Below are 21311 nucleotides of genomic sequence, written 5' to 3' on the forward strand. Positions count from 1 at the left end.
CGTAGTTGCTGCGTTGTCTAAATATACCTTTTCCATTTTTACTAAAAAATTTTAAAAAAAAATGAAGCGATGTGCCTCATTTATGTTGATACGAAATTAGTGAAAAAATTGATAAAAACTTTCATTTGCCCATTTTAACATTGGCTTATCTCCGGAAGTATCTCCAAAAGCTATGGTTTTATCGAACTTTTGACCATTAATTGCCTCTTTTATTCTAACCACTTTTTCTTCGCCGTTGCAATTCTTGCTTGCAAATTTTCCTGTAAATACGCCATTTTGATAATCAGCTTTGGTTGCTAACAATTGCATCCCAAATTTTTCGGCAAATGGTCGAACCCAAATATCTAGCGACGCTGTGACAATATAAGAATCCGTTTGTTCTTTTTTAATATTATCAATAAAATCTAACGCATTATCACGAATGAGCTTTGGGTATTGGTCTTTAAAAAATTGGTTCGCAACTTGGTTAAGTTTTGTTTCTGTTTGACCTTTTAGAATTGAAGCGATAAAGCTTTTCTTCACTGTTTCTGGATCCGCGAGTTTTAGTTTAACCAAAGCAAAAAGCGGTGCATGCTTCAAAAACTGAAATCTATACTTCGACGGGTTGAAATATTTAAGATACAAAAACATCGTGTCTTTGTAGGTTAGCGTTCCGTCAAAATCGAATACGTACAGTTTTTTCATTTTTAAAACAATTAAAGTTTTAATTTTTTAAATATAAACTCAGGAATGTTCCTGATGATCATCATTATTATACTCCAGATTGGCAAAACATAAGCTGTATTTTTTTTGCTTTTATAAGCTTTATAAATTGAGCTTGCCGCTTGATCTGGTGTTGCAGTCAAAGTCGGATTGAGTAGTAAACCTTCTGTCATTTTCGTAGCCATAAAACCAGGCTTAACTGTTAAAACATGAACTTTTTTATCGAACAAATAATTTCTTAATCCACTTAGATAAGCCGTAAGACCAGCTTTTGCACTTCCGTAAATAAAATTACTTTGACGCCCTCTATCTCCAGCAACTGATGATAGAACAATCATCGTTCCTTGTCTTTTGGACTCCATTTTTTTTGCAAAATGATTGAGAACTGGTACTAATTTAGAAAAATTAATATCAAGGATGCGTTCTGTATTTTTATCATCATAAAGACCTTCCTCAGTTCCTAAACCTAGATAACCACTCGCACAAAACAACAAATCCGAGTCAATTTGATCAAAATTTTTGTAGTCAATTTCTTTTAGAACGTCTAATTCTAAAACTTCGGTATGTTGAAGATATTTAACATTAATATGATTTGCAAACTTCTCCGAAGTCGCCGTATTTGAACTTAATAAATATAAAGTTTTAAATTTTTCACCTTTCTTTAAGCAGCATTCCACAAAAGCTTGCGCCACTTCCGAATTAGCACCTATTACTATCATTTTGTAGAATTAAGAGGGATTATGGATACGTTGATGTTGCATTGACATAAATTTGGAATTCTCAACATTTTTGAGATAATCCGTCAAGCTACTTTTGCTCATACTATCTTTGGTAAGATAAATTCGACCACCAAATTCTTCTACAATTTCGTCTAATTGCGCAATTAATTTTTTAAGTTTAGAATTAACTTTAAAATCCAAAGCCAAAGTATAACCTTCCTGCGGGAAAGAGTTGTAAGCTTGTGGATTGTCTTTACCAAATAACTTGAGTACCGCTAAGAATGAACCGTTCCCACTTTTGGCAATACATTCTAAAATACGTTTCATACCTTCTTTACCTTTCTCTTTTGGAATGACCATTTGGTATTGGATAAAACCTTTTTTACCATAGATTCTGTTCCAGTTTTTGATAGCATCCAAAGGATAGAAAAACGTCTCGTAATCTACAAATGAATTAACGTGCTTTGAGCGTTGTTTACTAAAGTAAAGCCAATTAAATAGTTTAATCGATAAACTGTTCAACACAAAACCAGGAAAATAAAAAGGCACATTCGGACTGAATTTCGGTTTTAAACGCAAAGGATTTTGACCTTTCGACTTAGTAACCTCAGCCTTTAATGCATGTTCTCCACGCATAAGAATAGAGCGTCCAATATTTTTACCCTTTTGTAAACAATCAATCCACGCAACATTATAAGTCCAATCTTCACTTTCGTCAAATAGCTGGAAAATCTGATCCAAATTATCCGCTTTTATGCTTTCTTGTCGAATGTAAGCTGTTTCAATATTTTTAAGTTTGATTTTGGCAGAAAGAATAATTCCTGTAAGTCCCATTCCGCCAATCGTTGCCCAAAACAAATCTGAGTTTTCTTCTCGAGAACATACTATAACTTCGGAGTTTTCATTAAGAATTTTAAACTCTATTACATACTCAGAAAAACAACCTTCTGCATGATGATTCTTACCATGAACATCTGATGCGATGGCTCCTCCAATGCTAACAAACTTGGTACCTGGTGTTACATAAAGAAAGTAACCTTGTGGGACAACAACGTCCAAAATATCTGATAATAAAACACCAGATTCACATTCGATAACACCATTAAGTCTATCAAATGCTAAAAACTTATTTAATCTTTTCGTTGAAAAAACATGCTTGCCTAAAGATGCATCTCCATAACAACGGCCATTACCTCTAGCAATAACTTCATTGCGATCTGCAACAAAATTTTTAATTTGTGAAAGCGAATCTTCAGATTTCATTTCAACTTCCACAATTGGATAATTTCCCCAATTGGAAACTTTTTGAACAAAGTTCGGTTTCATAATTATTTATAGTATATCTGCAACAAAAAAGTAAGAAGCCACATTACAAGTGTCACTTGAATATAGTGGTCTTTATAGACAATTTTTGTTGGTGATTCGGTTTTATTATAAACAAGAGTTTGCTGCAAGTATCTCAAAAAAGCAAAAATCACAAAAAACACTGTGTAGAATACACGTTCATGAAATCTATGTTGTACTTCTGGTGATAAGGTAAACATCAAATAACAAACAATCGCCAAAGTCACACAAATACAAAGTGCAATATCTGCAAATTGAATATTATAACCGTCTAAGGCTTTTCGAGTTCTTCCTGATACTTGTGCATTAATCAATTCTCCACGTCGTTTTCCAACTGCCAAAACCATTGCTAGAACAAAAGTCAATAGAATTGCCCACTGCGAAATCTTAAGTCCTGTAACATAACCTCCAGCTAGAACTCGAAGTACAAATCCAACTGCAATAATAGAAACATCAATAATTGCAACGTGTTTTAGTTTGAAGGTATACAGTAGATTCATTACAAAATAACCTCCAATAATCAAGGTAAATCTTGTAAGATCTTCATGGAAATATTGTGATCCAAAAACTATTAATAAAACATTTGTAATTATAAGTCCACAAAAGATTGTAATTGCAGTCGCTTTAGAAATAACACCACTTGCTAAAGGGCGATTTTTTTTCTCTGGATGTTTTTTGTCCGACTCAATATCCATATAATCATTAATGATGTAGATAGAGCTTGCAGTAAACGAAAAAACAATAAACGCAAAAACACTTTTTACAAATAAATCAACATTAGTAATATTTCCAGAGAAAAATAAAGGAAGGAAAACAAATAAGTTTTTGACCCATTGTTCTACTCGAATAAGTTTTAGATATTTTCCCATTTGTATTATTAGATCCCAAAATTAAGAATTATCTGATAATAAAAAAACCGCAACTTGCGGTTTTTCTATGTTTTATGTTTTTAATTCTTATTTACCTTGTGAGGCATCTTGAATCATTTTCTCATTTGCAGTAATTGCAAACTCAACTCTTCTGTTTTGCGCTCTACCAGCATCAGTATCATTAGATGCTACAGGACTTGTTTTACCCAACCCTTCAGTGAACATTCTTGATGCTGCAATACCGTGTGCTACAAAATAATTCTTAACTGCAGCAGCTCTTTGTTGAGAAATCTTCATATTAACAGCATCTGTACCAATACTGTCTGTATGTCCATAAATATTAATATTGGTATCAGGGTTGTTACTAAGAACGGTTACCAATTTATCTAAGTTTGACTTAGCTAAAGTTGTTAAATTAGAAGAGTTAAAGTCAAAGTTAACTGTGTTTTCGTGCAAAGTTACTTTAATACCTTCACCAACTCTTTCTACTTCAGCACCAGGAAGAACTTCTTTAATTTCTTTGGCTTGTTTGTCCATTTTGTTACCAATTACACCACCAGCAACACCACCAACAACACCACCAAGAACTGCTCCCAAAGGCGCATTACCTCCTTTACCAATATTATTACCAAGAATACCACCCAAAATCGCACCAGCGGCAGTACCAATTGCTGCACCTTTTTGAGTATTGTTAGCATTTTTTACACTTTCGCAACTTGTCAACATTAAAGTTGAACTAATAAATAAAGCTGCAATATTTGTTTTATTAAAGTATTTCATAATTTATTTTCTTGTTTATTGTACTCTTTGAAAATTGTAATATACCTTGATTGGACTTCCTTCAAAATTTACATTCTGAACTAAAGTAAAATTACTTTGAGATAGGTTCTGAAGCTCCATTACATAACCTGCGGTTACTTGCTTAGCTTTTTCACCCGTCATTACTTTTTTGAATTTAAACTCATTGAATTTAGTAACCTCAAAAGAAATTGGTTGCGTTACTGTTGGGCAAGCGCCACCACCATTAATTGTGTAGCTACCAGTGTAATTGTTAGGAATTAATTTCCATTGACTTCCCACAAAACATTGTGCATCTGCACCTTCATCAAAAGGTTTAATCTTATAAGACTTGTCATAGTCCACACTTGTAATTTCCCAAGTTCCTTTCATTTTCAAAGCTTCCGCTCTTCTTGTTTGTGCTTCTTTAGCCGAAACTGTATTAGAATCTGCTGCGTTAGCTGTCTTACATGAAGTTAAGAACAAACTCGTTCCTAAAACTCCTAATAAAAGTAAATTTTTCATAGTCAAAACAATTAGATGTTCTATAAGTATTAAAAACTATGCCAAAATCAGATTACAAAAAAAAATGTCAAAATAATTTTGACATTTTCTTAATTAAATGCTTATATATCAAAAAGTTTTATTTTTTAACACTTTTTTTTATTATTTTCTTAGTCGCCTTTACAGGTTGTTTTTGTGTAGATGTTTGATTTTTGCCATCATAAAAATGCGTATAAGCATATTCTGCTGCTTTTTTAACATCGATAACACCACCCGCAATAGATTGCTTAGCAAAATCATTGGCTGTACTTTTATTGACAGACTTCGTTAAAGATTCGATAACTTGTGCCGGTGTAAGATTTGGCATATATGCTAACAATACTGCCGCAGCACCAGCAACAACAGGCGAAGCCATTGATGTTCCTTGTTCGTATTTATAAGTAGAAGTCGGCACAGAAGAATAAATCTCTTCACCAGGTGCGAAAACATCTACCATTTTTTGATTGTAGTTAGAGAATCCTGCACGCAAAGCTGCATTATCATTAGTACTAGCACCTACAACAATCATATTGGTCACAAATGGTTTGTCGTCCGATTGAGATTTAAAATTAGTCGGAAAATAAGCATGCTCTTGTAGATTTTCATTATCATTACCAGCTGCTTTCACCATTAATACCCCTTTGCTTTCTGCATATTTCATAGCGTCCCAAACATGAGTTTTACCAGGTGATACAGGTTTTCCAAAACTCATATTCATTACTTTAGCACCGTTATCAACAGCATAACGAATAGCATTCGCAACATCTTTATCTCTCTCATCACCGTCTGGCACCGCACGTACTGTCATGATTTTAGCAACACGACTTGCCACACCATATTGAACTTCTTTACCTTGTGGTACGCCAGCAATAATACCAGCTACGTGTGTACCATGCAAAGCGTCAGGTCCTTGATAACGGTTGTTACCATAACTCTTTTCAGAATAATCATCGTAGTTGTCTCCAACCATTTCGGCACGAGGATCGTAGTCTAAGTTATATTGTTTTTCAGCTTGATTTTTAAAATAATCTAAAGCTTCTTTAATATCTTTTCTTAAAAAATCACCAACTTCCTTACCTGATTTCCCTTGCATATCTTTATTCTGAGCAAGTTGCGCTAGGACTTGCAAAGCCATAGCATCTTGTTGCGTTGTCGGCGTCAAAGTTGCTAATGTTGCAGCACTTAAAGTTTTTCCCTCCAAAAGTTTTTCAGCATTGGGAATAACTTGCTCAATCATCGAATAAGTTTGATAACCTTCTTTAGCCTCAGTACCTTTTTTAGTAAAAACATCCTTAGCCTTCATGTACATTGCGAAGTCTTCTGGCATTTTAGCTTGGTTCGCTTTATTCTGCGTAGAATCTGCACCTTCGAAAATAGGCTTGTATTTTTTAACAACTCTTGTTACTTCTAAATTATCTACATCAACATCTTTGGTTTTGTTTCCTAAGAAATTCCACCCGTAGACATCATCAACATAACCATTATTATCATCATCGATACCATTATTAGGAATTTCTTTTGGATTTTTCCACATATTTGGAGCTAAAGCAGGATGGTCAACTTGTACTCCGCTATCTAATACAGCAACAACTACCGTTTTGGGTTTCAGACCTTTAGACTCCAAATATTTATATGCATTCTGTGTATTAACTCCATAGACTTTCGTGGTTGCAAAATCCTTATGATACCATGTCATCAAATCTTTATCTTTATCTGTCAATGGCGTATTCTGAGCTAGCGCCCATCCGAATCCTGTTAAATAACAAATTGCAATTGCGATTTTTTTCATATTATATAAAGTTTATAAATTATTAATGTAAGCTCGGCTTTCTGGCCCGAGATTACATATCAAATCTAAGACCGAAAGATCTTTCAAAAAACCATCTTTATCCGAAAAGGTTTGATAATACTCTGGAAAACGCCCATCAGTTTCTTGCTTTGCAGAGAATCTACTTCTGAAATCATCATCTTTAGGCAAAACTTCATATTCTGTTGAAAGATTAAATTCCTTTTCAGTTTTTAAAATATCTAAAACAACTTTTAAACAATTCAAATTTAAGTCAAATAAAGTTAACGGCTGTTCTTTGAAAATTTTAGCCAACTTTAATTCGTAATATTCAAAATAAGGAGAAGCTTGATAAGCCGATGTCAAAGACTTCCAATGTTGCTTTTGCCAATCTTCAGCATAAGAAATCTTAACATCTTTATACAACTGTTTGCCTTTATGCTGAATTGGAATTATCAAAGATAACTTACCATTTGCCGCATAGATATTCGTTCGGTTACGATAAGTTTGTTTCGGGAAATTTTCAAATTGTTCTAAAACAACTTCATTATCCGCATTCAGAAATTCTTTAAACCAAGAAATTGGCGGAAAGTAAAACAGAGGTAATATAGTCTTCATCTTTCTTTATATTAAAGTAAAGGTTCAAAATCTTAGCTTTTATGCTTAAAATTTTGAACCTAAATTAGAGTCTGCTTTAAAATTTTCATCAAGATACCTTAATAATACTTTGAAACAGACTCTTAGAATTTATTTAGAAATTTTATTCGTCTTCTTTTTTCTTTTTAAACATCTTCATGATGTAATCCCATCCAAAGAACACCACCAAGATTACCACAGCAACCCACCAATAAGAAGTTTTGTTAGCTTCTCCAGTGTTAGCAGCTTTGAACATTCTGTCCCAACGGATTTTTTTGTCGGCTTGATAGCTAGAGTTAGCATCAGGGAAAAGTCCTTGCACGCTCAACCACGTAAACATTGGCTTTCCAACAATATTTTCTTCTGGAACAAAACCAAAGAAACGTGCATCCAACGACGCATCACGGTTATCACCAATCATAAAATAATAATCTTGTTGAACTGTATATTGGTTGGTTTCTTTACCATCGATAAAGAATTTTCCGTTTTTGTTTTCCAATTTATGATGTTCGTAAACACTGATTAATCTGTGGTATTCTGGATAATTGTCTTGATTAAGTGTAATAACATCACCTTTTTTAGGAATTGTAAGTGGACCATACCAATCCTGATTCCAAGCTTTGTTAATTGGGAAAATACTATTTGTCGAGTCTATTCTAGAAGCAGGCACTGGATAACCATTAGCATCACGCATATAATTTCCACTTGCATCTGTTGCATACTTGTAATAAGCAACCGAAGCCAAACCTTGCTTCATAACATCTTCTTCCACGCTTTCAACACCTGGAATTTGCTTGATTTCATTTCTGATTTTATCCGTTAAACCTTGGAATTGATAAATAAAACCTTTATCATCTTGACCTTCAACAACTGGTAAGAATCCGAAAGTTTTATACAAACCAGGAATATCCAATTGAGAAGAACTTCTAACCAAATATTTGTGCTGAATTTCTTGATCACCTTTTACAAATTCTGGTTTACCATTGATAAATAATCTACCAGCGCGGAATTCTACAACATCACCACCAACAGCCACACAACGCTTAACATAAGGATCTTTTCTGTCCGTTGCAACGTGTACAGAGTCATCTGGATAGTTGAAAACAACGATATCATTTTTCTCTGGTTTTTCCCAACCTGGCAATCTTAAGTATGGTAATTTAACGGCTTCCACATAAGATTTAGGGTCATCTTTTGGATTTCCTTTTTGCCCAGCATCAAAAATTGTCCCTTGCAAGAAAGGCAAAGCAACAGGACGCATTGGCATTCTGTAACCATAATTAAGTTTATTTACAAACAAGAAATCTCCAACAAGCAAGGTTCTTTCCATCGATCCTGTTGGAATCCCGAAAGGTTGCGTAATAAACGTGTGGATGATTGTTGCAAAAACAACTGCAAAAGTCACAGAACCAATGAAAGTTTCCTTCTTTTTGCCTTCTTCTTCAATATCTTCTTCTTCGATTTCTGGATCCTTAGAATAATTAACAGTAGCCATATAAATAAATGGCAGAATCACCGTCAATAAAGCATTTACAAAATTAGACTTTCCAAATTTTCTCATCAAGAAAATATGAAAAACCGACATCATAATCGGTCCAACAATTGGAAAATAAGCAAGCACAACCCACCATTTCGGATGTTTTGTTTCTTTTTGAATAATGAGATAATTATAAAATGGAATAAATGCAAAAAGCGGATTGTAGCCCATTTTCTTAAAAAGCTTCCATGTCGAAAGCCCCATCAGCACGCTAACAATCAAGACATAAATGCTATATTGTAAGATATAATCCATAGATTTTTATTTAATGATTTGATATTTTTTAATGATTAGTAAACAAATATAAAAAATGTTACAATTTTACGACAAACCTAAAACATCTTTCATGTCGAAGACGCCTTTTTTGCCAACAATCCATTCAGAAGCGATAACCGCACCCAGCGCGAATCCTTTTCTATTGAATGCTCTATGCTTTAATTCAATTTCGTCAACATTGGATTTGTAATAAACACTGTGTGTACCAGGAACTTCATCTTCGCGAATTGCAAAAATCCCTAACTCTTTTCCATGTGTTTCTTCCAACTTCCAAGATTCAAAATCAGAATTTTTAATAATCCCTTCCGTAATGGAAATCGCAGTTCCACTTGGCGCATCTTTTTTATGAATGTGATGAATTTCTTCTAACTGACAATTGTATTCGCTTTTGAATGGATGCATTAACTGCGCTAATTTTTCATTAATTGCAAAAAACAAATTAACCCCCAAACTAAAATTGGAACCATATATAAAAGCTGTACCTTGGTCAACAGCGATTTTTTCGATTTCAGGTTTTTTGTCCAACCATCCAGTTGTTCCACAAACGACAGGAATCTGTTGCTCTAGACAAAATTTAATATTCTTAAAAGCAGCTTCAGGATTAGAAAATTCAATAACAACGTCTGCATTGTTTAGTGTTCCCACAGTTGGCGTTTCTTTAAGTCGCGCAACAACTTCGTGGCCTCTTTGCTGAGCAATATCATCGATGATTTGCCCCATTTTTCCATATCCTACTAATGCAATTTTCATGTTTACTTTTTTAAAATCTGTAATTAAAACTTAGTCCAGCTTTGGATGGCTGAACGCTATATTGATCTGGAATTACAACTGGTGTAATTGCCAAATCTGGATCTTTGCGACCTTCGTACAAATGCGCATCAACAACGGCATCAACAATATTAAGAATATAGATAAGTCCTGCAATGCCGATGGCATAATCGCGCTGCCTTTTGTATTGGTCTTGGGCATTTCCTAAGACATTTTTGTCCACACCAGGAATATTCGAAAACTCGTGTGGTTGTCCGTTAAGTTCTGCTACAAAGGCATTTCTGTACCGATTGTAATTCTTTTGATTCCAAAGCGCAATACCAACACCCGTACCAACGGCTCCCCAAACGATTGGGATTTTCCAATATTTCTTATTGTAATATTGACCAAGTCCTGGCAAAACAGCAGAATACAGCCCTGCTTTCATAGGACTGTATTTGACAACGCCTTGTGTTGCGTTTTTTTGATTGATTTCATCAAGAATCTGAACATCCGATTTGTCGGATTTTTTAATTCCTGTGTTGGCTTTTACTGTATCTGTTCTGATGGTGTCGAACGTAATTTGAGCAAAGCTAAATCCCGAAAGCAACAACATCAAAAGCAAACAAATTCTATACTTCATCTATTTTTAATCTAGAAAGAATGAATTCTAATTCGTTTTCATTTTTAAAATCTAGAACGATTTTTCCTTTTTTTCCGTTTGCAGTAGATTTAATTTCCACTTCGGTTTCAAAAATATCTGACAAAGCTTTTTGAGCTTTTTTGATATGATTCGGAAGACTAACAACCTTCTCTACTTTTTCCTTTTTCTCAGGATTTTTAAGAAGTGTAGCCATCTTTTCTGCTTGACGAACATTAAGATGCTCTAACAAAATCTTGTCAAACAATTTCTTGCGATCGTCCTCAGATTCAACGCTAATAATAGCGCGACCATGTCCAGCAGAAATCTGCCCACTTCTAATCGCATTCTGGATATCTGGCGCCAAATTCAACAATCGGATTGCATTGGTAATCGTACTACGCTCTTTACCAACACGTTGACTTAATTTTTCTTGCGTCAATCCAATCTCTTCTAATAATCTTTGGTAAGTTAAAGCAACTTCTATTGCATCAAGATTCTCACGTTGGATATTCTCCACAAGCGCCATCTCTAGCAACTCTTGGTCATTTACTAAACGGATATATGCCGGAATACTTGTTAATCCGGCCAACTTTGACGCACGATAACGACGTTCACCAGAAATAATCTCGAATTTTTCGCCATCCTTACGCAACGTAATTGGTTGGATAACGCCAAGATTCGTGATAGATTGTGCCAACTCATTCAGAGCTTTTTCGTCAAAATAAGTTCTTGGTTGGTTGGCATTTGGGTAAATATCTTCGATAGCAACCTCAACAATACTTCCTACCAAATCTTCTGCACCAGCATCTTGCGCAGTATTGATAAGACTTTTGCTTTCGGCGTTGAGGATAGCTCCCAAACCTCTACCCATTGCTCTTTTTTTATCTTTCATATTTTAAATAAGATTTTGAGTCGGTCTAAAATTTTAGAAATAATAAACCAAACAAGCTCTTAGTAAAAAACTTTAATCACTAAGATTTTACTAATTTTTCATTTTTCAATAGAACTTCCTCAGCTAACTGAATGTACTGAATCGCCCCTTTGCTTTCTGCATCATATTTTAGGATGCTTTCCCCAAAACTTGGCGCCTCGCTCAATCTAACATTTCTGCTAATAATCGTTTCGAAAACCATTTCTGGAAAGTGCGAATTAACTTCTTCTACCACTTGGTTGGACAATCTCAAACGACTATCATACATTGTTAAAAGAAGACCTTCGATATCCAAATCAGGATTATGAATTTTTTGAACGTTTTTGATGGTATTCAATAATTTGCCCAAACCTTCCAATGCAAAATACTCACATTGAATCGGAATAATCACAGAATCAGACGCTGTTAAGGCATTAATTGTAATTAAACCTAAACTTGGTGCACAGTCGATAATGATGTAATCATAATCTTTTTTAACCGATTCCAAAGCTTTACGCATCATGTATTCACGGTTTTCGCGATCTACTAATTCGATTTCGGCAGCTACCAAATCGATATGCGATGGGATAATATCAACGTTAGGCGAACTTGTTGGCAAAATACACTTTCTAGCTTCAGCACTATGTTCTAGCAAGTTATAAGTCGAGGAATTAACTTCTTCGATTCCTAAACCCGAGGTTGCATTCGCCTGTGGATCCGCATCAATAATGAGGATTCTCTTTTCTAAAACACCTAAAGCTGATGCTAAGTTAACAGCAGTTGTTGTTTTACCAACACCACCTTTTTGATTCGCTACACCTATAATCTTTGCCATAAAATTCAATTAATTTTCAAAAATACACTTTTTTAAAATGTCATTTCCACAAGGATGTTTTCAGAATCCTTAATTAATTAAATTTCAGCTAGATAGACATAAAAAAAAATTATCCACATTTTGAAATTAATGTGGATAAATATATCGAGCCCGTTTAAATAATTAAAAAAGAGGGAATTATTCAATCTGGATAGAAATCGGAATTTTAAAATAAGATCTCACGAACTCACCATCTAATTTTGCTGGTGTCCATTTTGTTTTAATATTCTTAATAGCACGTTCTGCCTCTTTGTTAAAATCAGCATCTGTACCTTTTGCTTTCACATTAGAAATAGTACCATCTCGCTCTACGATAAAGGTAACAACAGCACTTACCACACCAGTTTGATCAACAGCATTCGTATTAACGTTTTCGCCAACAGCTTTTCGGAAAGCATCCAAACCTCCTTTGAAGCTCGCTTCAAAATCAACTTTTTTCGGGATTTCATTAACATCTTTAACAATCGGCACTTGCGGCACAGGTACCGTTACTGGTACATGACTAGGAATAATATTTGGTGGCACAATCGGAACGTAAGGCGTCGGTGATACTGGACCTTCATGAGTCTGCAAGCCAATCGCAGCATTATCTAAGTCTTTTTTTGAAGCCAAAGTTTTCTCATGTTTAACCTCTCGTGTTGGTGTTGGTACAATATGCTCAACTGTTTTTACTGTTGGTTGCGCTTGTGGTGTTGCCGCAGGCGGTGGTGGAACAACCTCAGGTTGGCTTACGTCTCTTAAGATTGTAGGGCCAGTTGGCGGCAAAACATCAGCAACTTGTTCTGTTTTAAAAGAATTAATAATAAACGGAAGAGCAGCTACACTGATAAATAATCCAATCCCGAAAAACATTGCTTTCGACAAATTGTGACTGTAGTCGTGTCTTAATTGATAAGCACCATAAGCTTTGTTTCGGTTTTCGAAAACCACTTCATCTAATCCTAAACTTCTTTTTTGAAGTTCCTTTAATAAATTTTCCATTTCATAAAATTTAATTGTTAGTAATATTTAAAAATTAATCCACTCTTCAATAATATTTAATATTAATTACTAGCAAACCAAAAAGAATACCATTTAACAAATAAATAATCAACAAAATCAAATTTTAACAATTCGATTCATAATAAAATACAAATCAATCAAATTAACACCAATTCAACATTTCATAAATAATATTAAATATAAAAAGCGATTTTCAATAAATAATTAGTATTTTAACATCATGAAATCCTTTATTACATTTGTATTTTTAAATATTCAGATTTTGCTATTTGCGCAAAGTGGATTTCAATTCTATGATTCCAAAGTTGATAAAGTCGAAATAAAATTCGTCAACGTCAACAACCTTATTATCATCCCAATCAATATCAACAGCGTTCCGCTAAATTTTTTGGTTGATACAGGCGTTTCGGAAACAGTTTTATTTAGCCTTGATAATAAAAAAGTAAATTTTAATAATGTTGAAAAAATAAAATTCTCTGGACTTGGTGAAAACATCGACATCGAAGCTCTAAAATCCATCAACAACATTTTTAACATCGATGACAAATTCATTGACCGTGGACACAAACTTAATATCATCCTAAACGAAGATTTTAATATTTCTCCAAGTCTTGGCTATTCTGTTAATGGGATTATTGGCTATGAACTTTTCAAAAACTATCCCATCGAAATTGATTATGTCTCTCAAAAACTAATCATCTACAACAGTCAAAAAAAGTTTAACAATAGAATTAAAAAATTCGAGGATTTTGACCTTAGCATCGAGTTAAACAAACCTTATATGTTTGCAGATGTCGAAATGACGCACGAAAAGAAAAGCTCTAAACTACTTTTAGATTCTGGAAACGCGGATTCTGTTTGGCTTTTCCCAACATTAATTCCGGGATTCAATTACAATCGACCAAATATTGATGATTATTTGGGTGCTGGGTTTAGTGGTGATATTTATGGTAAACGAAGTAGGATTCACGGTTTATATTTTGGAAACTTTGAATTCAAAACACCTTTAGTTGCGATGCCAGATCCAACTTCAATTGCACATTTACAATTGGTTCCGAACCGAAAAGGCTCCATCGGCGCAGAAATCATCAGGAGATTTAATACAATTTTTGACTACAGCAATAAGAAAGTTTATTTCAAAAAAAACAAATACTACGATGATCCTTTTTTATTTGATCTCAGCGGTATCGAAGTTAGACAAGACGGCATGTCTTGGGAGCAAGACCTTGTGAAAGTGGAAACCAAGAAGCAAACAGGAGCGTCCGATGACAATATTTCTGGCAGAACATTAGCATACAAAGCACAAGATGATTTTCAGTACAAATTTACTTTAAAACCGAAATTCGTGATTGCTGGTACTCGAAAAGATTCACCAGCGCAACTTGCAGGATTACAAAAAGCTGATGTTTTGGTAAAAATTGATAACCAACTAACATCAAATATGACTTTATCTAAAATTAATAAAATCCTAAAATCACAAGAGGGCAAAGACATCAAAATCGAAATATTAAGAAATGAATTACCAATGACTTTCAATATTAAACTAAAAGACCCAATCCCTTACGAAGAGCAATAATATGGAAGAGATAGACACGCTTACAAGTATCCGAACGAGAGTTAGATTCAAGCTAAAAACTAAGCTGACACCCGAAGAATACACGCAAAATATAAAGGATTATCTAAAGGAAAACAACGACGAATTCACAGGAAATATCAATCGTGAAGTGGCTACCATTTTTGTAAAAAACGATAATCATAATTATTGGAAACCGAACTTAGCCTTAAGAACCGAAATAGAGGATGAACAAACTTACATTCGCGGCATATTTGGTCCAAGTCCCGCTGTATGGACATTCTTCATGTTTTTGTATTTTATATTTTCGATTCTCTGGATGACTTTCTTCACTATATATTATGTTGAAAAACAGATTAAAGGCAGTGATTTCCCTTGGGCATTGTCAGCTTCGTTTGTTGCCTTAGCTTTAATATTAGGAACATACATTGCCGCACAAATTGGACAACGCCTTTCTAAAGATGAAATGAAAAAATTGAGAAAATTTGCGGAAGAATCAACCTACCCACACGAAAGCAAACCTAGCGAGGAAGCTGCGATTTAGCATAAGAATGTCTTAATTTAAGACCTAAATTCAAGACAAAATATTGTAAAGGTTTTTGCTTTTTGTAATACTTTTCGATGAAAATTTGCATTGCGCCATAAAACCTCTGAAGATAAACTTCGTCTTTCATCGTGCTTTCGCCTTTGTAGTGCAGGATAGAATACTTTCCGTAATAAAAATTTTGATAGCCGTGTTGCGCAATCGTGTAACACAAATCAATATCCTCGCCGTACATAAAGTAAGCTTCATCAAAACCGCCAACCTCTTGATAAACCGCTTTTTTTACAATTAAAAAAGCACCTGTAAAAACCTCACATTCAGCAATATCAAATTCGCCAATATCGTTTCGATAGTAAGATTTAGTTTTTGAATTTTTAGAAAAAGGCGTGAATAACTTCTCAAAAGAATTGCGCATATCTGGCACAGAACGTTTGCTTTCTGGTAAAAAAACACCCTGTTTATCGTGCATTCTTACCCCAAGACAACCAAACTTTGGTTTAGAATCTGCAAAATCTAAAAGTTCTTTAATGTAGAAACCTTCGATTTCAGTATCAGGATTTAAGATTAAAACATATTCGCCTTTTGCATGTTCGACACCAATATTATTCGCAATCGAGAAACCATGATTTTTTTGAGAAGCGATAAAATTAACTTGCGGAAATTCTTGAATTAAATTCTTCCAATCATCATTTGGAGACAGATTATCAACAACAACGACTTCGAAATTAACATCTGCAAAGTATTTATTAATCGACAGAATGCAATTGCGAAGCAAATCCGCAACATTATAATGAACAATAACAACACTTATTTTTACCATCAAATTCCTCTTCTATAGTTTTTCGTTGTAAGGCAAACGATTAACAATCGACCTTCCCAACGATATTTCGTCAGCATATTCTAACTCATCACCAACGGAAATTCCGCGTGCAATACTCGAAAACTGAACATTAAAATGTTTAAACTTTTTATAAATATAATAAGCCGTCGTGTCACCTTCCATTGTTGCACTCAAAGCAAAAATCAACTCTGTAACTTCGCCAGTTTCTAGTTTTTTTTCGATGCTATCGATATGCAATTGCGCAGGGCCAACACTTTCCATTGGCGAAATTTTACCACCAAGCACCAAATACTTCCCTTTGAATTTTGAGGTATTTTCTATCGCCATCACATCGCGAACATCTTCTACAACACAAAGGACTTCAGTATTTCTTTTGTCATCTGCACAGATTTCGCAAATATCACTATCCGAAAAATTATGGCAATCTTTACAATATTTAATATCGGTTACCAAATTCTGAATTGCACTTCCCAAAGCAATACCTTGCGAACTTGGCTGCCTTAGAAGATGCAAAGCCAAACGCAATGCTGACTTTTTCCCAATGCCGGGAAGTCCAGAAATCTCATCAACCGCTTTAGCCAAAACTTTACTTGGATAATCCATCTACTTACTAAGACTTTCCTTTCTTTCGTAGGTTACAAAACAATAATCGAAAGCATTTTTTTCATCTTTGCTATGGCATTCTCTTTTGGTTTCAGCCCAAATTTTAGAATCGATTTTAGGAAAGAAAACATCAGCATCCATTTCGCCATCAACAATTGTCACTTCCAACTTGTTTACCAAATCAATTGTCTGTGCATAAATATTACCACCACCAATAACAAAAACCTCGCTATCGATTTTTTTCGCATGCTTCAAAGCCTCCTTTAGACTTGGTACAATCAAAATCCCTTCTTCGAACCAATCATCCTTTCTACTAACAACAATATTAGTTCGGTTAGGAAGTGGTCGGCCAATACTTTCATAAGTTTTGCGTCCCATAATAATAGGATGACCAGAAGTTAGATTTTTAAAATGTTTTAGGTCTTCAGGAAGATGCCAAAGAAGTTGATTATCCTTTCCAATGGCATTATTTTTTCCCATCGCCACAACAATACTTACCATGCTGAAAAAATTGCTTATTTTACAAAATTACGTCTTCTACAGTTTTAAAAAAAATTTATACAACTTAGTTTTTTAATTTTTGTAATTTTGATGTTTAAAAATTTATAAAATTCGAATATGAAAAAATATTTCATCCTTTCGGCAGTTACTTTCATGATGTTGGTATCATGTAATAAGGACAAAGAAATACTTAACACACTTAACGATTACAATATCTCTATGGAAAGCAAAGGTTATCATTTTGGTGATAAGCTTACTATTCCGCAAGAGGTTCTAGATAACGCAGAAAGCATTAGCATTAATTTCGGAGAAAAGGAAACCACTAATTTGGTTATCGATCCTAAATTTTTCAGCTTAGGTGACAATGCGGTTACATTTAACATTAAAAAGAAAGATGGTCAAGTTTTAACACAAGACGCGACCATTAATGTTTATGCTAAAAATCCAGAATCCAGCATTAGTTACGACATTGTTGCAGATTATCCGCACAATCCACAAAACTTCGTACAAGGTTTCCAAATTGATGGTAACACAATCTACGAAAGCGATGGGCAAAACGGCGCTTCTCAAATCCTGAAATATACACTTGGCTCAACAACGCCGCTTGTAGCAACTAAAAATACACCAGACGTTTTTGCAGAGGGAAGTACAATTCTTGGCGACAAAGTCTATCAATTGACATGGAAGAATAAAAAAGGTTTTATTTATGATAAAGCTAGTCTTAAACTTATTTCAGAATTTGAATATCCATCAGAAATTGCAGAAGGTTGGGGTTTAACTTATGATGGACAATATTTAATCCTTTCTGATGGAAGTAAGAATATTTATTTTATTGATCCAAAAGACACCACTAAAATCGTTCGCGAAATTGCCGTTGCTGGAAATACCGAAACCTACGACCAACTTAATGAGCTAGAGTACCACGATGGTTATATCTATGCTAACGTTTGGATGAAACCTTACATTCTAAAAATCGATCCAAAAACTGGTGAAGTTATAGGTAAAATGGATTTCACAACTATCGCTAAAGAAAACACCACAGGAACCGACAATGTGTTAAACGGAATCGCCTTTAAAGGTGAAAACATGTTGGTAACTGGGAAAAATTGGCCAAAAATCTACGAAGTAAAAATCAAATAATTTTTTGATACAATATATTTAATATAGTCCAAGGTAATGCTTGGACTTTTTTATTTATTTTTGAATCAGAAATCGCTAATCTTATTTATGATTAAATGAAAAACTTATTGTTTTTGTTTTGCCTGCTGCCTTTTTGGATGTTTAGCCAAAAGGAAATAAAATCCGACAGTCTCGACCTAAAAGACAGTCAAGGTATCTATTTTGACGATTATGACAACATCTATCTATACAACAAAAAAAATCTTAGTTTCACAAAATACGATAGTCTTGGCAAGAAAAACGCTCAACTCATGTTAGCACGTCCTTATCGAGCACAATCGATTAGCAATCCGCTTAATATTGTTTTTTTCTCAGAAAACACACAAGAAATCAAACTAACAGATGCTAACCTTAATGACATACAAAACATTCGTTTGTCTAACAATTTCAATTTTGTAAGAAGTGCTTATGTAGAAGATTTGCAAAGCCTGTGGCTTCTTGATGATAGTTCGAAAAAACTAATACAGTACAATTACCGAACTAATACGACTGTCAATAGTTTTCCTTTCTATTATAATATGGAAGATGTTTTGGATATGTTGGTTTACGAAAACAAAGTCTATGTATTAAAGAAAGATTCTTTTTTAGTTTTAAACCTAAGAGGCGAAATTTTAGATAAAATCGAACTGAACCAACCGACAAAATTAAAGCGCGATAATGAAACGATTTTAGTTTTTACAAAACCTGAACTCATCCAATATTCTACCAATAAAAAAGTTAAAAAACTAAGTTATAAACAAGACTCAGAAATTGTGGATAAAAACAAGTCAGGATTTTTGGTTCGCAGCAAAAACAAACTCTATCTTTACAAGCCTGAGTCAGAAAACACTCAGCCTTAATAATCAATAACTTAGAAGAAAATAACAATCATGCATATTGCTGTAACTGGAAATATTGGCGCTGGAAAAACAACTTTAACAAGAATGCTTTCTAAACATTATGAGTGGGAAGCGCAATTCGAAGACGTTGACCACAACCCATATTTGGACGATTTCTATAGCGATATGTCAAAGTGGTCGTTTGCTTTGCAAATCTATTTTTTAGGAAGTAGATTTCGTCAAGTTAAAGAAATCCGTGATAGCGGAAAGAATGTTATCCAAGATAGAACCATCTATGAAGATGCTCATATATTTGCAGAAAATCTTGCTGAGATGAATCTACTTTCAGAGCGCGATTACAAAAATTATTTATCAGTTTTTAACCTGATGAAGGACTTTGTTTCGGCACCAGATTTGCTGATTTATTTAAAAGCCGAAATACCAACTTTGGTGCGTCAAATTGCAAAAAGAGGACGCGAATATGAGACCAGTATCAGCATTGATTACTTGTCAAAACTTAACCAAAAATACGACAGTTGGATTTCTAATTATAAAGAAGGAAAGCTTCTTGTTATCGAAGTTGACAACTTAGATTTCGTGGAAAAACCAGAAGATTTCGGTTCAATTTTAGAAAGAATTGACAGTCAACTTAACGGTTTGTTCTAGAATCTATTTCGGCAAGTTGAAGGATATGGCTAGCTGCCAAAAATGAAGATTGACACTTTATTGTTTCAAAAAAATCCTTAAAAAACCTTATTATGTTAGAGGTTATATACAACAGCAATTGCCCAAAATCTAGAGCTATTCTCGCTTACTTGGACGAGCATAATATCAAGTTTCAATTAATTGATCTAAAAACGCATCCACTAAGTGTTTTGGAGCTTAAGAATTTAGTTAAAAAACTAAACATAAAGCCTCAATATTTCCTTGATAGAATCAATACTTGGAAAGAAAAAATTGGCGCCAAAATCGAAGCGCTTACAGATGACAACATCTTTGAAACTTTGCACCAAACGCCAGACCTTATAGAAAGTCCGATTTTAATAAAAGGTTCTATCGCAATGCTCGGAACACCAATCGATAATGTGAAATTCTTTGTTGAAAACTAGCATTATATAGAGCTTGACAAAAGCTTGGAAAAAATTAACATAGAATATTCTATTTATTTTTAAAAAGATTTGTCAATGCGAAAAAAAATTCGTTATTTTGCAACCTCAAATATCATATAGTAAAAAGAACATCGAGATATGTCAAGAATTTGCCAAATAACAGGTAAGCGTGCAATGGTAGGAAACAATGTTTCTCACGCAAACAACAAAACGAAAAGACGTTTTGAGATTAATTTATTAGAGAAGAAATTTTATCTTCCTGAGCATGATAAGCATGTAACTTTAAGAGTTTCTGCTCACGGATTAAGAGTAATCAACAAGATTGGAATCGAAGAAGCTATTGAAAGAGCTGTAAGAAACGGATTTATTAAATAATTTTAAGCAATGGCAAAAAAAGGTAACAGAGTTCAAGTAATTCTAGAGTGCACAGAGCACAAAGAAACAGGTATGGCTGGTATGTCAAGATACATCACTACCAAAAACAAAAAGAACACTACTGAAAGATTGGAGCTTAAAAAATTTAACCCAGTTCTTAAGAAGTACACTCTACACAAAGAAATCAAGTAATCTAATCCATTAAAGATATTTTAAAATGGCAAAGAAAGTTGTAGCAACCCTTAAAGATGGTTCATCTAAAAAGATGACTAAAGTTGTGAAAATGGTAAAATCTCCAAAATCAGGAGCTTACGTTTTCGAAGAAAAAGTAATGAATGCAGACGACGTAGACGCTTATTTGAAAAAATAATTCTACAAGATTTGTAATTGTATAAATTAACTA

The 21311-nt window shown here is 34.0% G+C and carries 26 protein-coding genes; 9 read left to right on the forward strand and 17 right to left on the reverse strand.

Going from position 1 to position 21311, the window contains the following annotated elements:
* Nucleotides 1-96: 96 nt before the first annotated feature.
* The 14 genes from Q1V95_RS02605 to Q1V95_RS02670 form a co-directional block, all read right to left on the reverse strand.
* Nucleotides 97-684, reverse strand: coding sequence for an HAD family hydrolase (locus Q1V95_RS02605; protein ID WP_300669978.1), 588 nt, complete (start codon nucleotides 682-684; stop codon nucleotides 97-99).
* A gap of 11 nt (nucleotides 685-695) precedes the next feature.
* Complete coding sequence (locus Q1V95_RS02610; protein WP_300669980.1) at nucleotides 696-1421, reverse strand: SDR family NAD(P)-dependent oxidoreductase; 726 nt, start codon at nucleotides 1419-1421, stop codon at nucleotides 696-698.
* Between the two features lie 9 nt (nucleotides 1422-1430).
* Nucleotides 1431-2747 carry an FAD-binding oxidoreductase gene (locus tag Q1V95_RS02615; protein WP_300669982.1) on the reverse strand — a complete coding sequence of 439 codons (1317 nt, stop codon included), beginning with the start codon at nucleotides 2745-2747 and terminating at the stop codon, nucleotides 1431-1433.
* 2 nt (nucleotides 2748-2749) lie between these two features.
* The gene (locus Q1V95_RS02620) at nucleotides 2750-3634 is read right to left on the reverse strand and encodes a UbiA prenyltransferase family protein (RefSeq protein WP_300669984.1); all 885 of its coding nucleotides are present in this window, start codon (nucleotides 3632-3634) and stop codon (nucleotides 2750-2752) included.
* A gap of 87 nt (nucleotides 3635-3721) precedes the next feature.
* Entirely contained in the window at nucleotides 3722-4414 is a 693-nt protein-coding gene (locus Q1V95_RS02625; RefSeq protein ID WP_300669986.1) for an OmpA family protein, read from the reverse strand.
* 15 nt (nucleotides 4415-4429) lie between these two features.
* Nucleotides 4430-4936: a lipocalin family protein gene (locus Q1V95_RS02630; protein ID WP_300669988.1), complete on the reverse strand. Its 507-nt coding sequence runs from the start codon at nucleotides 4934-4936 to the stop codon at nucleotides 4430-4432.
* A gap of 118 nt (nucleotides 4937-5054) precedes the next feature.
* Nucleotides 5055-6743, reverse strand: a complete 1689-nt coding sequence (locus Q1V95_RS02635) for a S8 family serine peptidase (RefSeq protein ID WP_300669990.1) — start codon at nucleotides 6741-6743, stop codon at nucleotides 5055-5057.
* A 12-nt stretch (nucleotides 6744-6755) separates the two neighbouring features.
* Nucleotides 6756-7358, reverse strand: a complete 603-nt coding sequence (locus Q1V95_RS02640; protein WP_300669992.1) for a WbqC family protein — start codon at nucleotides 7356-7358, stop codon at nucleotides 6756-6758.
* Between the two features lie 142 nt (nucleotides 7359-7500).
* A complete protein-coding gene (gene lepB / locus Q1V95_RS02645) occupies nucleotides 7501-9168 on the reverse strand; it encodes a signal peptidase I (RefSeq protein WP_300669994.1) in 1668 nt (555 codons plus the stop codon).
* Between the two features lie 66 nt (nucleotides 9169-9234).
* On the reverse strand, nucleotides 9235-9939 hold the full coding sequence (gene dapB, locus Q1V95_RS02650) for a 4-hydroxy-tetrahydrodipicolinate reductase (RefSeq protein ID WP_300669996.1): 705 nt from the start codon (nucleotides 9937-9939) through the stop codon (nucleotides 9235-9237).
* A gap of 10 nt (nucleotides 9940-9949) precedes the next feature.
* The gene (locus Q1V95_RS02655; RefSeq protein WP_300669998.1) at nucleotides 9950-10579 is read right to left on the reverse strand and encodes a DUF5683 domain-containing protein; all 630 of its coding nucleotides are present in this window, start codon (nucleotides 10577-10579) and stop codon (nucleotides 9950-9952) included.
* Nucleotides 10569-11471, reverse strand: a complete 903-nt coding sequence (locus Q1V95_RS02660) for a ParB/RepB/Spo0J family partition protein (RefSeq protein ID WP_300670000.1) — start codon at nucleotides 11469-11471, stop codon at nucleotides 10569-10571. The genes Q1V95_RS02655 and Q1V95_RS02660 overlap by 11 nt, the downstream gene beginning before the upstream one ends.
* 79 nt (nucleotides 11472-11550) lie before the next feature.
* The gene (locus tag Q1V95_RS02665; protein ID WP_300670002.1) at nucleotides 11551-12324 is read right to left on the reverse strand and encodes an AAA family ATPase; all 774 of its coding nucleotides are present in this window, start codon (nucleotides 12322-12324) and stop codon (nucleotides 11551-11553) included.
* A gap of 177 nt (nucleotides 12325-12501) precedes the next feature.
* On the reverse strand, nucleotides 12502-13344 hold the full coding sequence (locus Q1V95_RS02670; RefSeq protein ID WP_300670004.1) for an energy transducer TonB: 843 nt from the start codon (nucleotides 13342-13344) through the stop codon (nucleotides 12502-12504).
* 241 nt (nucleotides 13345-13585) lie between these two features.
* On the opposite strand from Q1V95_RS02670, the gene Q1V95_RS02675 reads away from it, so the two are divergent.
* A complete protein-coding gene (locus Q1V95_RS02675) occupies nucleotides 13586-14941 on the forward strand; it encodes a PDZ domain-containing protein (RefSeq protein ID WP_300670006.1) in 1356 nt (451 codons plus the stop codon).
* Between the two features lies 1 nt (nucleotide 14942).
* Nucleotides 14943-15482, forward strand: a complete 540-nt coding sequence (locus tag Q1V95_RS02680) for a hypothetical protein (protein WP_300670007.1) — start codon at nucleotides 14943-14945, stop codon at nucleotides 15480-15482.
* On the opposite strand, the gene Q1V95_RS02685 is transcribed toward Q1V95_RS02680, so the two are convergent.
* From Q1V95_RS02685 to Q1V95_RS02695, 3 genes are read right to left on the reverse strand one after another with little or no spacing between them, the layout of a single operon-like run.
* On the reverse strand, nucleotides 15460-16305 hold the full coding sequence (locus tag Q1V95_RS02685; RefSeq protein WP_300670009.1) for a glycosyltransferase family 2 protein: 846 nt from the start codon (nucleotides 16303-16305) through the stop codon (nucleotides 15460-15462). The genes Q1V95_RS02680 and Q1V95_RS02685 overlap by 23 nt on opposite strands.
* Before the next feature lie 9 nt (nucleotides 16306-16314).
* The gene (recR, locus tag Q1V95_RS02690) at nucleotides 16315-16926 is read right to left on the reverse strand and encodes a recombination mediator RecR (protein ID WP_300670011.1); all 612 of its coding nucleotides are present in this window, start codon (nucleotides 16924-16926) and stop codon (nucleotides 16315-16317) included.
* Nucleotides 16927-17427, reverse strand: coding sequence for a dihydrofolate reductase (locus Q1V95_RS02695; protein ID WP_300670013.1), 501 nt, complete (start codon nucleotides 17425-17427; stop codon nucleotides 16927-16929).
* A gap of 117 nt (nucleotides 17428-17544) precedes the next feature.
* Between Q1V95_RS02695 and Q1V95_RS02700 the strand changes: the two genes are divergently transcribed.
* The 7 genes from Q1V95_RS02700 (at nucleotide 17545) to Q1V95_RS02730 (ending at nucleotide 21278) form a co-directional block, all read left to right on the forward strand.
* The gene (locus Q1V95_RS02700) at nucleotides 17545-18567 is read left to right on the forward strand and encodes a glutaminyl-peptide cyclotransferase (protein ID WP_300670015.1); all 1023 of its coding nucleotides are present in this window, start codon (nucleotides 17545-17547) and stop codon (nucleotides 18565-18567) included.
* A gap of 95 nt (nucleotides 18568-18662) precedes the next feature.
* Entirely contained in the window at nucleotides 18663-19445 is a 783-nt protein-coding gene (locus tag Q1V95_RS02705) for a hypothetical protein (protein WP_300670017.1), read from the forward strand.
* 30 nt (nucleotides 19446-19475) lie between these two features.
* Nucleotides 19476-20090 carry a deoxynucleoside kinase gene (locus Q1V95_RS02710; RefSeq protein ID WP_300670018.1) on the forward strand — a complete coding sequence of 205 codons (615 nt, stop codon included), beginning with the start codon at nucleotides 19476-19478 and terminating at the stop codon, nucleotides 20088-20090.
* Between the two features lie 92 nt (nucleotides 20091-20182).
* Nucleotides 20183-20533, forward strand: coding sequence for an ArsC/Spx/MgsR family protein (locus tag Q1V95_RS02715; protein ID WP_300670019.1), 351 nt, complete (start codon nucleotides 20183-20185; stop codon nucleotides 20531-20533).
* Nucleotides 20534-20671: 138 nt separating this feature from the next.
* Nucleotides 20672-20908 (forward strand): 50S ribosomal protein L28, encoded by a 237-nt coding sequence (gene rpmB / locus Q1V95_RS02720; RefSeq protein ID WP_300670021.1) that lies wholly within the window; start codon nucleotides 20672-20674, stop codon nucleotides 20906-20908.
* A gap of 9 nt (nucleotides 20909-20917) precedes the next feature.
* Nucleotides 20918-21100, forward strand: coding sequence for a 50S ribosomal protein L33 (rpmG, locus tag Q1V95_RS02725; RefSeq protein ID WP_079666092.1), 183 nt, complete (start codon nucleotides 20918-20920; stop codon nucleotides 21098-21100).
* 25 nt (nucleotides 21101-21125) lie between these two features.
* The gene (locus Q1V95_RS02730; protein WP_300670025.1) at nucleotides 21126-21278 is read left to right on the forward strand and encodes a DUF4295 domain-containing protein; all 153 of its coding nucleotides are present in this window, start codon (nucleotides 21126-21128) and stop codon (nucleotides 21276-21278) included.
* Nucleotides 21279-21311: the final 33 nt, after the last annotated feature.

The sequence above is a fragment of the Soonwooa sp. genome (assembly GCF_030151385.1).
GTDB lineage: Bacteria > Bacteroidota > Bacteroidia > Flavobacteriales > Weeksellaceae > Soonwooa.